This is a genomic window from Neptuniibacter sp. PT8_73 (genome assembly GCF_047778045.1).
Lineage (GTDB): Bacteria > Pseudomonadota > Gammaproteobacteria > Pseudomonadales > Balneatricaceae > Neptuniibacter.
This window is the reverse complement of the sequence record NZ_CP180545.1, coordinates 124,161-139,102: the sequence shown is the minus strand read 5'-3', so window position 1 is coordinate 139,102 and position 14,942 is coordinate 124,161. Positions and strand designations below refer to the sequence as shown.

The window sequence follows — 14,942 nt, the reverse complement described above, 5'->3', positions numbered from 1 at the left end:
CTTTAGCTTTACCATAAGCACCTACACTGGATTAATGCACACCTTAATGACAACTACTGTCAATTAGGTAGATTTGCGCTAATTGCCACTACTCCGCTGCTGCATTCTAAAGAATTAATATTACGCCGAATAATACCATTCCCTTTCGCCACATTATTTATACACAATGCATCAAACCTTTTTAATCCAGCTTTTTTCTTTAAAAAGTTTTGAGCCTTGTAATCACCAACAAATATAGGCGCTGCATGTTTCCGGTTAGGGTAAGAGATCTTATAGCCATGTTTTAACTCATCTCCTAAAGATTGTACTTTCACGTCTTCTCCATCAAACAGATAAGCTAAAAATTTATATCCATAATAACCAGGCTTTGCCTTTCGGCTTTTATCGAATAAAGGAACCTTACGGTTACCCCACGTAGTAACCATTGCCTCTCCTAACCCAAACCATAAGCAAAATTTTGAGCCTTGAGATAAAACATTTAGGTTTCTATGAAGAACCGCATAAAAATGATCTTCAGGCTTATAGTTATCGTTGTAGTCTAATGACGGACCACCGCATTCTGTTGAGACTATCTTTTCTACAGATAAGCTAGATTCATTGGCAATCAGATTAATACGCAGACCATCTCGAGAAACAGGCCCATAAAGATGAACATCTGCCATATCATACTTACTTTGCTTAAGCACAGTTCTGACATGATTGTTAATGATATTAACAACCTTGGCTGCCTTGGCTTCTCGAATAGTATATTTGGTACTGGATTTTTCATTCCAGCGTTGCAAAACGTCAAACCGAGCCATCCCTTCTGCTAAAAGCATCACATCGAGATTAAAAGCTGCCAAGCCCCCTAATACAAACACCGCATTAGGATCTGTCTTTTTTACCGTTTCGTAAGCAGAATTTATGTAATTAACTAGATTCTGAGTAGAGGACGCCCAGCCGCCTGAACGGTTTTTATTACTAATCCACTCATTGGCCGCTTGATAATAGATAACAGGCTTTTTAAGGCCTGGAGCATCATTTTGACCATCATAGTTATAACGCTCTACAACAGCTTCGATGAAACGAATCCACTGAACATTGTTTTTAGGTAAGGCATTTCCAACAACATGAGTCGCTTTGGTTGTTGCCCATTTAGCGTTGGATTCGAATGTTAGGAAAGGCTCCAAACCTAATTTTTGGAGCGTAATGATACGACTATCAAGCCCATCCCAATTAAAGCGCCCACTTTGAGATTGAACGTGTTTCCAAGATACAGATAAACGAACAACTCCAATACCTGCTTTTTGGACGTAGTGATAATTCTTTGCGTCATTACCTGGAAAAGCTAAGCCTAAGGAGTTACTCACAGGCACGGACATTTGTTTAAGGTCAAATGTCTCTGCTTTCGCTTGAGAAGTAAAAAAATGAGCTTGTAGGAAGCAAATAGCTACCACAGCTAAAAATAATTTAAGCATTATCAACATCCCTTTTACACTGTGTAGCCTATGTCCCAAAACCAAAATTAAAGAAAAAACTGGGAACAGTACGTTTAGCTCAGCATGAAACAACCGAACTAAATGCTATCGATCCTCACTCTTCTCTTCATCTTCTAACGGAGCAGCGCTTTCTCCTTCAGGCTCTTTCCCTTGCAATTCACGACTGTAGGAGCGAATAGATTTAAACCAATCCGTGAATTTTTCATCCGGTGTAACATCAGCAAACGGAATTAAATCAATACTAAGAGCCCGCTTAACAACATACGCTCCAGCAAGTATGTTGACAGTAAACATTATCGCAATTGCACTAATAACAGCCAAATTTAGCGTGGTTGTTATCGGCCTTAAAATTCGCTCTCTCTGAAGCCTTGCCGAAGGCCTTCTTTCCTTACCAGACAGCAGTACTATATAGATCTGTTTTTTGAAAAACTTAATAGTAAAGCGAATATCAATCTTATGCTTAGCACTAAATTTTCGAGCTAATGCCGTTCCAATTATTTCCTTTTGCTCAGCATCAAAATACTCAAGCTCATCTTTGTTAAAAGCGCTGGCAAGCAACCGATTATTATCATCACTATCAACCTGTTTGCTCTCGTCACCACTTTTCAAAATAAACTCTCTCTAAGAAATTAACGCCTTCTTCAGGACGTGATGTTCGACACGATAGCTCTCGAACGTAGTTCTAAATTCAAAAAATGCTATATAACGTCGCTTATGTGACGCATTACTTCCAGGAACCGGCTCACATTCAGCAGGATCTTTCACGACGCATATTGTAGAAATTCGTTTGCCGCAACCCAGTTCAATATCTAATTCATAGGTATCCGGCTGAAGCATCTGCGTCGTTTCGAATGAAAAAGCTTCATCATTTACATCAATCACCATTCCTTCAGCGATAACTCCTTTGTCATCCCTAAGGCGGATCGATGCATTTTTCATGTAAACACGTTCTGTGCTACGTCGATTTTTAATACGTTTGGATTTTACGTGAAGAACGACCTCTAGGAAAATCTGGAACACAGTCGTGAATATTGCCAACGCATTACGCGCCAGAAATATAAGTTCACTGATAAAACGAGTTTCTTTCTTCAACAAGACTAAATTGAGTCGATGCCTAAGCAGTTTTGGAGCACTATGAGGCAACAAACTTTGGGCTACACCAACAATCCCAGGCTTTACTTGGAAACGAACACCGTAATTAGGAATATCTTTTTGAATAACATCGAACATTTCAGGACGAACCGGACGGGGGCCAATGAGATTCATATCTCCACGAAGCACATTCAATATCTGCGGTAATTCATCTAACCGAGAACGACGAAGCACCTTGCCCAAAGGCGTTTCTAGATTCGTTCTAGTTGTCATTAAGCGATCTTTTGTGAATTGAGATGCTTCTTTTTTTAAAGTCCGAAATTTATACATATTGTATAATTTACGGTCTTGTCCGTATCGAGGACCAGAATAAAAAATCGAAGGCCCTTGAGTAATAAGCAATAGAAAACTAATAACAATAAAGAAGGGCAAAGCCATGATAAATAGCACTAAAGCTAGGCTAAAATTCCATAACCTATATAGAAATGTATTGGTAACTTTATAGCCAGGCGGCTCTGTTAAGATGCTCATTAATCATCATCCTTAATTATTTCGTAACAATACCCATCATTCATAGATGACCATCGCCAAACCATACCCTTGAGAAGATATGCAACTACTGTTCCACTAAAAAATTTTCAAGCAAAATCAGACGATACGTTTGACCAATACAGTATTTACAGCAACTAACCGAGTGATTTTGGCGCGAATGATGCGCTATTTAGTGTCATTAATCAACGCTATCAGCGTCATTTTCCTACAAAAAACACTAGAGACTTTGTATTAAGAAATGATGAAAAGAGAAGTTATTTACTACTTTTTAATCACACCCAATTCCCTTATCAGTTTCAAATCCGTCCACCACACTACTATGCAATGCGATAAAAAGTTCCACGAAAGTAACTATCTTGCATTCTAAACAAAGCCCCAAATCAGTTCAAACTTTGCTCTCTTGTAAACCACCGTTCACACTATCAATCTCATTTACAGACACTGCACAGCATTGAAGGAAATAAAGCAGCTACAAACATGCTTAAAATAAAACGATAAAATAAGGTGGAACATCAGTGATGGGGAGTAAATTAGAATTACCAACATGTAACCAAAAAGCTTTACCGTTGATTAAATCCTTCAAATATAAGCCGGACTAACTCTTCTCTAATTCGCTTTGCAGCAATTCAATAAAGTGCTCAGCGGGCAAGGGCTTAGAGAACAGATAACCCTGAAAATAATCGCAGGATTTTTGCTGTAAGAAATCTCGCTGGTCAGCAAGCTCCACACCTTCCCCAACCACTTTAAGCCCTAGAGCGTGAGCCATCTGAATAATACCGGAGATAAGCGCAGGACTTTCAGGTGTAACTCTAAGTTCAGCGGTAAAGCTACGATCGATCTTTAAGGTATCTACAGGGAACTTTTGCAGATAATTAAGAGCTGAATAGCCGGTGCCGAAATCATCAATCGAAAGCTGAACGCCCATTTCGCTGAGGTGCTTTAATGCTTCACCACAGCCGCGCTCATCCTCCATGAGGAGACGCTCCGTAAGCTCGAGCTCGAGTGCCTCAGGCTGCAAACCTGTTTCACGGAGTACACGCTTAACCGTGTATTCCAAATGGCCGTCACGGAACTGCGGAAAAGCCACGTTCACGGCAATTTTGAACGGTTCTCCCATAAGATCAGCCCACTTAGCCGCTTGTTTACAGGCTTGCTCAAGTACCCAATCACCAATGGGGACAATCAAGCCAGATTCTTCTGCCAATGGGATAAACTGATCGGGGGATACATGGCCATATTCTGGACATGACCAACGCAATAGAGCTTCAGCTCCTATAATTTTCCCGCTGGCAGCATCAATAATACTTTGATAGCTCAGGCTGAGCTGATTTTGTGAAAGTGCACGGCGGAGATAAGATTCCATGGTGAATTTAAACACCGTTTCATGCTCCATCTCCCGTGTATAAAAACGGAAAGCATCCTTACCTACGGCCTTAGCTTTATACATCGCTGCATCAGCATTACGCAGCAGGGCAACAGGGTCTTGACCATCTTTAGGCGCAACAGTGATACCAATACTCGCCGATGTAGATAATTCATAGCCATTGATCAGCACTGGCTGCACTGCCGTTCTTAAAATCCGCTCACATATATCCGAGATTTCATCGTGGGCTTTACGATCTGGCAAGATGACTAAAAACTCATCACCACCCAAACGCGCAATGGTATCGTCACCATGAACACAGTAGCCTAAGCGTCGACTGATCTCTTGAAGATGCTGATCTCCCACTTCATGCCCTAAGGTATCGTTAATCTTTTTAAAATTATCTAGATCTACGAATAGAATCCCGACCGAGGTTTGATTTTTATTGGCACGCGTTAGCGCTTGTGAGAGTCGATCCATCGCCAATACACGGTTAGGCAAACCGGTGAGGTGATCATAAGTGGCTTGATGGAGAAGTTTGGATTCGTAATTCTTACGCTCGGTGATATCACCAATCGAGCCCACCATGCGGTAAGCAACATTGTTCTCATTTCTCAGCGCTAAACCATGAGCAAGGACCCAGAAATAACCTCCATTGTTATTCTTTACACGATATTCACAACGGAAAAATTCGGTTTCGCCTTTTAAATGGCGGCAAAGCACTTGTTGATAGCGTTCGCGATCATCCGCATGCACCCATTGTAGCCACTCACTTGAGGTGGTCTTAATGGTGTCTTTGCCCATGCCGATGGTACTTAATAAACGTGCGGAAAGGTAGAGCTCTTTACTGACAGGATCCCAATCCCACAGCCCCTCATTCGCACCTTTCATCGCCAAAGCATAGCGCGTTTCAGTTTCCCTAAGAGACTGCTCGATTTTCTCAAGATACTGAATACGCTGACGCAGCTGCGTATTTTCCCTGACCAGATCTGATACATCTTCGGACAACTGCGTTACCTCAATACTTCCAATGTTAACTTTGAGCGCTATCCGAGCTTAACACACTTCAGTTCCACGACCACATTTTGTTGTAGTGGATTGAGCAGGTCTTAGAACAACACTATTGATGTGAATTCATCCATGGCATCTAATCCAAGTCTTCCTATACTCAATAAACAGAGTATTTAATTTAGAGATATAAAATATTGATGCGTGTCACTTATCAGATGCTATTTGCTGGAATGCTCTTTCTTTTCTCCCAGCTATCTATTGCGCAAATCACCTTTGGACCTGACAGCGAACAACCCACCATTCGCTTTGTTGGAGATAAAGATTACCCACCGATTGAGTGGCTAGAAGATGGCAAACCACGGGGGATTTTTGCCTCTTTTCTTGAGGAATATTCGAAAGCGCTAAACCGCAAAGTTGAATACAACCTGATGAATTGGAAGCAAGCGCAGCAAGCCGTGTTAGAAGGTAGAGCCGATGTTCTGACCGTTTTCAGCCCCAACCCTGACCGTGTTAAAGATTACGCCTTTGTTGATAGTTTTTTACAGTTTGAAATTAGTCTCTTCCTTCGCAGTGATAACCTCACAATCCATGGTTTGGAAGATCTCAAAGGGATCAAAACAGGCGTATCTAAAGGCGGCTTTCCTCGCAAAATAATAGAGACCCAAAGCCAAGCAAAACTGGTCACTATCAATGACCATCTAGATGGTTTCCAAAAACTTTTGAAAGGTGAGATCGATGCCTTAGCTACCACTAAATGGGTCGGTTCTTATGTGATTCAAAAAAATAAACTAAAAGGGATTAAGTTTGCACCCACCCCAATCGCTACTAAAGCGACCCATATGGGAGTCAGAAAAAGCGATACCGATCTGGTCCAACAGCTACAAAAAGGCATAGAACTGATGGAAAAAGAGGGTACCCTCGCTAGCCTTAATCAGCAGTGGTCTGGATATAACATGGTCTATCTTACAGAAGATAAACTTAACCAGATCTACTATCAGTTTGGCTTTGGAGCCGCGTTCGTTTTAGCCTGCTTAGCATTAGCGTCCATTATTACGTTAAAGCGCCAAGTCAGAGAACGCACTCAATCTCTATCCAGCGCCAAAGCTTCTCTCGAAGAAACGGTTGATCGCCTCACCCGTACTCAAAAACAGCTCGTACAAACTGAAAAGATGGCCGCGCTTAACTCCATAGTGAGCGGCGTTGCCCATGAGATAAACACGCCTTTAGGTATGGCCATTACCTTGAGCAGCACCCTTAAGGAACAGATTGACCAGCTAGAAAAGCTGATCGGAAATGATGCCTTAACCAAACAAGCGTTACTCAATTTCCTCAGCGACAGTCAAGATTCCTTGGAGCTAGAGGCAGAAGCGCTCAGACGTGCCGTCACCTTGCTTAGTAACTTTAGGCAGATCTCCGCTCATCAGAGCCAAGAACACCGACAACAGATCAATATCGCCGAGATCATTGAAGATTCGACCGTGATCGCCACCAATGACTTAGCTGACGAAGAGCTCACCATCTCAGTCACAGGCGATAGCGCATTGTCTATGGAGACTTACCCTGCTCCGCTAGCGCAGGCATTAGTACACCTAATCAACAACGCCTTTATCCATGGATCTAAACAGGCGGACCCACTGGAGGTCACCATTAACTTTGCAAAGAGTGACGGCAATCTGATTCTTAAAGTGGCAGATAACGGCTGCGGCATCCCATCAAAATACCTAGGCCAAGTGTTTGATCCGTTCTTTACCACCTCCCTAGGGCAAGGGAACTCCGGTTTAGGTTTAAGCATTGTTTATTCAATCGTGAATCACGTTTTAGGTGGCACGATCCGGGTTAACAGTAGCTTTGATACAGGCACCACCTTTATTTTAGAGCTGCCGATAAAAGCACCTGAAATTCACGATGGTATAGAACCGCAGGCATAAAAAAGCCGGTACCAACGGTACCGGCAAACGTAGAGTGAAAAAGAGGTAATTCACACGTAGAAGATTATTTATCCTAACTAGATAACTTTTGCTCTAACTCAGGAACGGCATCAAATAGGTCTGCCACTAAGCCGTAATCGGCAACAGAGAAGATTGGCGCTTCTTCATCTTTGTTGATTGCCACAATAATTTTCGAATCTTTCATACCCGCCAAGTGCTGGATCGCACCGGAGATACCTACAGCAATATAAAGCTCTGGCGCAACGATCTTACCGGTTTGACCCACCTGCATATCGTTCGGTACAAAGCCTGCATCTACTGCAGCACGGGATGCACCGACTGCGGCACCCAGTTTATCTGCAACTTTTTCCAACATGGCAAAGTTTTCACCGTTACCCATACCACGACCACCAGAGATGATGACCTCTGCAGCTGTAAGTTCTGGGCGGTCAGATTGCGCCATCTCTTCGCCAACAAAGCTAGAGATACCACTGTCGTGTACTGCTGAAATACTCTCAGTAGAAGCACTTCCCCCCTCAGATGCCGCAGCATCAAATGCAGTACCCCGAACAGTGATAACTTTTACCGGGTCACTAGATTCAACCGTTGCGATCGCATTGCCGGCATAGATTGGACGTTGGAAGGTATTATCAGACTCAACAGCCGTAATATCAGAGATCTGCGCTACATCTAAAAGTGCAGCCACACGCGGCATAAAGTTTTTACCTGTAGTCGTTGCGGGCGCAACGATATGGCTGTAATCCTTACCGATTTCAGCAACCAACTTACCCATATTTTCAGCCAGCTGATGTTCGTAAGCGGCATTGTCTGCCAACAAAACTTTCTCAACACCGGCTACTTGCGCAGCAGCCTCGGCTACATCGCTACAGTTCGCACCAGCAACTAGGAGATGTAGATCGCTACCCATCTGAGATGCAGCTGTCACTGCGTTTAACGTCGCTCCCTTTAGAGCGCTATTGTCATGTTCTGCAATAATTAAAATCGCCATGTCGCCGCTCCTTAAAGTACTTTCGCTTCGTTTTTAAGTTTTTCCACCAGCTCATCAACACTGGATACTTTGATACCAGCCTGACGTTCAGCAGGCGGCGTCACTTTTAACAATTTGGTATGTGCTTTCAGCTCAACACCTAGGTCTGCCGGCGTTTTAACATCTAAAGGCTTACGTTTAGCCTTCATGATATTTGGCAGAGAAGCATAGCGAGGCTCATTCAAGCGTAGGTCGGTGGTCACAATTGCAGGCATGTTCAGTGCAACCGTCTGTAAACCGCCATCAACTTCACGGGTCACGTTAACCTTGTCACCTTCAATCTTAACTACAGAAGCGAAGGTTCCTTGTGGCATATCAGTTAGCGCAGCCAACATCTGGCCGGTCTGGTTGTTATCTGAATCGATCGCCTGTTTACCCATAATCACAAGGCCAGGCTGTTCTTCATCGATCACTTTCGCCAGCAACTTCGCCACGTTAAGTGACTCTGGCATATCTTCAGTTTCAATCTGAATACCACGGTCTGCACCTAGCGCTAGCGCCGTACGAATCTGCTCCTGGCAGGCTTTAGGGCCAATAGACACCACAACAATTTCTGAAGCTGTACCCGCTTCTTTTAAGCGCACTGCTTCTTCGACAGCAATTTCACAAAATGGATTCAAAGCCATTTTCACGTTGGCCAAATCAACATCTGTATTGTCCGACTTAACACGTACTTTGACGTTGTAGTCGATAACACGTTTAACGGTTACAAGTACCTTCATCAGCAAAGACCTTTTAGTTTTAGTTGTAAGAGCGCTTCACACACTCTGTTTTGCTTATCTCTAAATATGCGCTCATTTCGGCGACGTAGGCAATTCGCCTCAGCACAATAGGTATTTTCCCTAATAATACTCATTTAAAAATAATAAGCAAACACCCCTAAATTTTATTAAACCCTCCTATAGGCTAATAATCAGGCTATTTATTTATTAGGGAAAACACCTATATAATACCCCTCAATAAACGAGTCCTCTTTTTATAGAGCAGTCTCACATAACTAAGTGGAATCACTAGAGAGCGGCAGAATAACGCAGATTCCTCAACCAACTATGAGGGGAGATCGACATGACAAGAGAGTCGATGGAATTTGATGTAGTCATCGTAGGAGCAGGCCCTGCAGGCTTATCAACTGCTTGCAGATTGATGCAATTAGCGCAGGATAAAGAGCAAGAGCTAACCGTATGTGTAGTCGAAAAAGGCTCTGAAGTAGGCGCCCATATTCTGTCCGGCGCCATTATGGAAACCCGCGCCCTAGATGAGCTATTCCCTAATTGGAAAGAGCAAGGCGCCCCGCTCACGACAGAAGTGACGGAAGATGAGGTTTACCTGCTTAAGGATGGCGACAACGGTAGCAAAATCCCTAATGCCTTTGTGCCAAAAACGATGCACAACCAAGGCAACTACATTGTTAGCTTAGGTAATGTCTGCCGTTGGTTAGCCGAACGCGCTGAAGAACTAGGCGTAGAGATTTTCCCAGGTTTCGCAGCTTCTGAGATTCTTTACAATGCCGATGGCAGCGTACGCGGTATTGCCACAGGTGATATGGGCCTAACTGAAACCGGCGAACAGAAAGACAGCTACATGCCGGGTATGGAGCTACACGCTAAATACACCGTCTTGTCCGAAGGTTGCCGTGGTCACTTAGGCAAAGAGTTGATCAACAAGTTTGATCTAAACCAAGAGGCAGATGCGCAACACTACGGCATTGGTATCAAAGAGCTATGGGATATCCCAGCCGAACAGCATCAACCAGGCTTAGTTGTTCATGGTTCGGGCTGGCCGCTAGATAAAGATACCAGCGGCGGTTTCTTCCTTTATCACACGGATAACAACCAAGTAGTTGCCGGCTTAATCGTAGACCTTAACTACGCCAACCCACATATCAGTCCGTTTGATGAGTTCCAGCGCCTGAAACATCATCCAGTACTAAAGAAACATTTAGACGGCGGTACACGCGTCTCTTATGGTGCTCGTGCGATTACTAAAGGCGGCTTTAACTCTCTGCCAAAAATGAACTTCCCAGGAGGTTTGTTAGTTGGTTGTAATGCCGGCACACTTAACTTCAGTAAAATCAAAGGCACTCACACGGCAATGAAATCCGGCATGCTTGGTGCTGAAGCCATTTTTGAAGCGGTGGCGTCGGGTTGTTCTGGCGGTACAGACCTTGAGCGTTATCAGGATCTATTCGAGCAATCTTGGCTATACGATGAGCTGTTCCGCTCCCGCAACTTTGGTCCTGCGATGCATAAGTTTGGTGCCATTATGGGCGGTGCGTTCAACTATGTAGATCAGAATATCTTCGCCGGAAAGTTGCCTATTACCCTGCATGATGACCACGAAGACCACGCTCAGTTACAACCGGCGAGTAACTTTACGCCAATCGAATACCCTAAACCTGATGGCAAACTGAGCTTCGACAAACTCTCCTCGGTATTCCTCTCCAATACCAACCACGAGGAAGACCAACCATGCCATCTGCAATTAATGGATAGCAGCATTCCACTAGGGACAAACTTGTTAACCTTTGCAGAACCAGCACAACGTTACTGCCCTGCAGGGGTATATGAAGTGGTGGATGATGAAGAAAATGGTGGTCAGCGCTTCCAGATCAACTCGCAGAACTGCCTACACTGTAAGACCTGCGATATTAAGGATCCGGCACAAAATATCAGATGGGTTACACCAGAGGGCATGGGTGGACCAAACTATCCAAACATGTAACCTCGCAACCTTCTCGTAAAGTTGTGGAAATCTGGGGCGTCATCCATCGAAGCCCCGGATTTTTTTAGCTCAAGATAATTCCCAGATTGTTTATATTAGGTGATACTAAACCTAGGATTTCACAACCTGAGAAGCCATATGCTAAAGCTCGAACTGAAAATTCCACCTGTCGCACTGGTATTAATCTTTGCAGGCTTGATGTGGCTTTGCGCCAAATTACTGCCTTTCCTTTCGATACAAACTGAACTTCGCATTCCCATTGCAGTAGCCATTATTCTGATCGGTTTAGTGTTTGGTTTAGCCGGTGTTATTTCATTTCGTAAAGTTCAAACAACCGTGAATCCAACCACACCAGAAGCAAGCTCTGCATTAGTCACCACAGGCATATTCCAATACACACGCAACCCTATGTATGTAGGTTTGATGTGCCTACTTTTAAGCTGGGCAGTTTACCTTGCCAACCCCGCTTCATTGCTCTGTTCGGTTGGCTTTATCCTGTATATGAACAAGTTTCAGATCCAACCCGAAGAGCAAGCGCTCACCGCACTATTTGGTGATAGCTACAAGACCTACACTCAGCAAGTTCGACGCTGGCTGTAAGCTGGCGCCTTCTGGAAATACTGCTACATTTACAAGAGGTTAGCCCGCTAGGTTAAACCTGCCTGAACATTACTACTGTTTAAATTTCGTACATAAAGACAGAGAAAGATTTTATGACCCTGCGTTGCCATAAATGGATTGCTGCGCTTTTGATACTTATCTTTGCGCCCCTGACATCAGCTAACAAGCCAGCTGTGCCGGAATCAGACAAACCTATTCAAGTATTGCTGAACGACTGGACCAGCCAGTTAGTGCTTGCTCGAGTAACGGGTCAGGTACTGCAATCGATGGGCTATAACGTCGGTTACGTAAACAAAACCAGTAATGCCCAGTGGGGCTCACTCAAACTAGGCTTGAGCCACATACAGGTCGAAGTCTGGGAAGGCACTATGTCCAAGATGTTCCAGCGTATGATCGATGCAGGAGCTATAGTGGATGCCGGCACCCATGATGCTATCACCCGAGAAGAGTGGTGGTATCCGCTGTATGTCGAAGAATTATGTCCGGGCCTACCGGATTGGCAGGCGCTAAAAAAATGCTCCAATCTTTTTGTTGATCCACGCACAGCCCCTCAAGGGATGTATCTAGGTGGTCCGTGGGAGAAACCTGATGCCGCCCGCATCCGCGCACTCGGCATGGATTTTAAAGCGATTACCGTTGAGCAAGGTGATGACCTTTGGGTCGAGCTAAAACGCGCTGCTATCGAACAGCGCCCTATCGTTTTGTTTAACTGGACTCCCAACTGGGTGGAAGCCAAATACCCAGGCCGCTTTATTGAATTTCCAGACTATCATCCCGACTGCGAAACTAAACCCGGTTGGGGAACCAACCCGCGCTTCCTGCACGATTGCGGCAACCCGAAAAAAGGTTGGCTTAAAAAAGTCGCTTGGAAAGGTATGCCCGAAACTTGGCCTTGCGCTTATGAAACCTTACAAAACATCAACTTCAGCAACGCCATGATTGCCGAGTTAGCCTCTATGGCTGATGTTGATGGTCTGAGTTACGAAGCAGCGGCTGATAAATGGATGGCCGACAACCAGATGGTCTGGTCCGAATGGATTCCTCCTCACTGTCAGATTGAACAATAAAAGGATCAATGATGAAGGGTGATAACGCCATACCAATCAAGGATTCAATCGGCTTCAATCTGATCAAGCTGGTTTTTTCGATCTATATCATTATCGCCGCCATTGTGACGCTGGCTCACATGGCAACCGAATACTTCAACGTGAAATCTTCGGTGATGCAGGATCTGCAGCTTTATCAAAGCTCGTTTGAAGAACCGCTGGCCGATTCCCTTTGGGATTTAGATCTGGAACGTACCAAAACGATTACACCGGGTATAGTGAAACTCCCCTCTATCGTTGGCTTACAGATTTATGATTTAGGCGATTCGCTTATCTCTGCTGAGGGTTTAACCCCCGATAATCTAGCTGAACAATCTAGCGGGATTTTACCCACTCAATTATTGGAACACGAGTTCTCCATTGTTTACACCAAGGAGAATGAAGAGGCAGCAGTAGGTCGAGCAGTGTTTTACTCCAGCTCCGACGTCGTACTTACCAAGGTACAAGCGGGCTTTGCCCTCATCATTATTAACGCCATCATCAAAACAACCGCGTTGTGGGCTATTTTCCTTTATATCGTGCGTCCTACGCTGATACGTCCCATTGAGCATCTTAGTAGTGCCTTACAGAATTTAACTTTTGATAAGCTCAGCAAATCTGACATCACCATTCCGAGAAAACGTCATGATGAGTTGAAGGTGCTCGAGCAAAGTATCAACGCCATGACCACCCGTTTAGCGGAATCGTCTGACCAACTGAACGAGCTGAACCAGAACCTCGATAGATCTCACAAGCTGGCACTTTTACTGCTCCGCGGCGTAACGGAAATGAAAGAGAGCAAAGAGAAACAAGACTCTTTCGCCGCAGTATCCAATGTAATCTCTGAAGCGATTCCGTGTTTATCTTCTTCGGCGTTATATATCTCTTACTACCATCACAATACCAATAAATCTCCGAGCCTAGAGGCTTCTGATACACCGGTTATTGAAGAGTCTTACCGTCAGGCTGGAAAAATTGAGATATTGGTTCGGGATGCTCAGATACATAGCAAGACCTCGCATTCTGAGGAAAAACTGCAAGGTAATCTGATCAACATCCCGCTACGCCACGGTAAAGAGCTCGTTGGCTCTATCGAGATACTGTCAAAAGCACCGGTCAGTATCAGTATCGAAGAGCAACAATTTATCAGTACGCTGATTCCTTCTCTGATTATTTCGCTAGAAGATATCAGCATCCGCTCCAACCTGGAGGCGGCTGTTAGAGAAAGGACAGCAGACCTGCAGAGATCCAATCATGAAATTGCGATTAAGGCGCAAGAGCTGGCGCAGATCAGTCAGTCTAAATCGCAATTCCTGTCAAACATCAGTCATGAGATCCACACACCGTTAAATGCGATCATCACCCTAACCGAGCAAAATGCTCAGAACAGCCAGATCCAAGACCCAGTGGCTGTGCTTAGCGTGATTCATCACTCGGCTGAAAACCTACTAAAAGTGATCGAAAATCTTGTCGATTACTCCGAAATAGAGTCCGGTAGAGCACATCTGAACCCGATTCGATTTAACCTTGAGTCACTGGCCAACGAAGCGATCGACCACAACAAGCCCGCAGCCCAAGGAAAAGGCCTACAACTTAAACTGAAAACAAAAGTGATCAACACATCTCTGTTTGGTGATTCCAAGCGCTTATTGCAGATTCTGAATATTTTCCTCGATAACGCCCTTAGATTTACCACCCAAGGCTCTGTGATCTTGAGTGTTTCGCAGCAAGCCAGTAGCAACGCGCTGTCACAATTTGAGTTTTCTATTCGTGATACCGGTATAGGAATGGATGCAGAGAAGATCAAAACCCTGTTTAACATCGCCGGCAACGATAGCGCATCTGCCTTTAGCACGCAGACCGGACACGGGCTGAACCTATCTATCAGCAAGCAATTAATCGAGATGATGGGTGGAGAACTAGAGATCAACAGTACGCCAGATGAAGGTAGTAGCTTTAGCTTTACCTTGAGTTTCAAAAACGCCTGCGAAAGTGAACTGATCGAAGACGAGTGATGAGGCTAATTTAAGCCTCATCACTCCT

11 protein-coding genes are annotated in these 14,942 nt (G+C 44.4%); 5 read left to right on the top strand and 6 right to left on the bottom strand.

What is annotated here, in order from left to right; genetic code table 11:
- Window positions 1-59: 59 nt before the first annotated feature.
- The 4 genes from ACMXYN_RS00600 to ACMXYN_RS00585 all read right to left on the bottom strand — a co-directional run bounded on the left by ACMXYN_RS00600 (window position 60) and on the right by ACMXYN_RS00585 (window position 5,493).
- Window positions 60-1,457, bottom strand: a complete 1,398-nt coding sequence (locus tag ACMXYN_RS00600) for a hypothetical protein (protein WP_415893027.1) — start codon at window positions 1,455-1,457, stop codon at window positions 60-62.
- 105 nt (window positions 1,458-1,562) lie between these two features.
- Entirely contained in the window at window positions 1,563-2,087 is a 525-nt protein-coding gene (locus ACMXYN_RS00595) for a hypothetical protein (RefSeq protein WP_415893026.1), read from the bottom strand.
- 12 nt (window positions 2,088-2,099) lie between these two features.
- Window positions 2,100-3,101 (bottom strand): sugar transferase, encoded by a 1,002-nt coding sequence (locus ACMXYN_RS00590; RefSeq protein WP_415893025.1) that lies wholly within the window; start codon window positions 3,099-3,101, stop codon window positions 2,100-2,102.
- Between the two features lie 616 nt (window positions 3,102-3,717).
- Window positions 3,718-5,493 (bottom strand): putative bifunctional diguanylate cyclase/phosphodiesterase, encoded by a 1,776-nt coding sequence (locus ACMXYN_RS00585; RefSeq protein ID WP_415893024.1) that lies wholly within the window; start codon window positions 5,491-5,493, stop codon window positions 3,718-3,720.
- A gap of 200 nt (window positions 5,494-5,693) precedes the next feature.
- Between ACMXYN_RS00585 and ACMXYN_RS00580 the strand changes: the two genes are divergently transcribed.
- On the top strand, window positions 5,694-7,424 hold the full coding sequence (locus ACMXYN_RS00580; protein ID WP_415893023.1) for an ATP-binding protein: 1,731 nt from the start codon (window positions 5,694-5,696) through the stop codon (window positions 7,422-7,424).
- A gap of 73 nt (window positions 7,425-7,497) precedes the next feature.
- Here ACMXYN_RS00580 and ACMXYN_RS00575 read toward each other — a convergent pair whose 3' ends face one another.
- Window positions 7,498-8,433 (bottom strand): electron transfer flavoprotein subunit alpha/FixB family protein, encoded by a 936-nt coding sequence (locus tag ACMXYN_RS00575; protein ID WP_415893022.1) that lies wholly within the window; start codon window positions 8,431-8,433, stop codon window positions 7,498-7,500.
- Window positions 8,434-8,444: 11 nt separating this feature from the next.
- Complete coding sequence (locus ACMXYN_RS00570) at window positions 8,445-9,194, bottom strand: electron transfer flavoprotein subunit beta/FixA family protein (protein WP_415893021.1); 750 nt, start codon at window positions 9,192-9,194, stop codon at window positions 8,445-8,447.
- 343 nt (window positions 9,195-9,537) lie between these two features.
- Here ACMXYN_RS00570 and ACMXYN_RS00565 point away from each other — a divergent pair, with 343 nt between their 5' ends.
- From ACMXYN_RS00565 to ACMXYN_RS00550, 4 genes are all read left to right on the top strand, one after another.
- A complete protein-coding gene (locus tag ACMXYN_RS00565; RefSeq protein ID WP_415893020.1) occupies window positions 9,538-11,193 on the top strand; it encodes an electron transfer flavoprotein-ubiquinone oxidoreductase in 1,656 nt (551 codons plus the stop codon).
- Window positions 11,194-11,331: 138 nt separating this feature from the next.
- Window positions 11,332-11,793 (top strand): methyltransferase family protein, encoded by a 462-nt coding sequence (locus ACMXYN_RS00560; RefSeq protein WP_415893019.1) that lies wholly within the window; start codon window positions 11,332-11,334, stop codon window positions 11,791-11,793.
- A 113-nt stretch (window positions 11,794-11,906) separates the two neighbouring features.
- Window positions 11,907-12,881, top strand: a complete 975-nt coding sequence (locus tag ACMXYN_RS00555; RefSeq protein ID WP_415893018.1) for an ABC transporter substrate-binding protein — start codon at window positions 11,907-11,909, stop codon at window positions 12,879-12,881.
- An 11-nt stretch (window positions 12,882-12,892) separates the two neighbouring features.
- On the top strand, window positions 12,893-14,914 hold the full coding sequence (locus ACMXYN_RS00550; protein ID WP_415893017.1) for an ATP-binding protein: 2,022 nt from the start codon (window positions 12,893-12,895) through the stop codon (window positions 14,912-14,914).
- Window positions 14,915-14,942 lie beyond the last annotated feature (28 nt).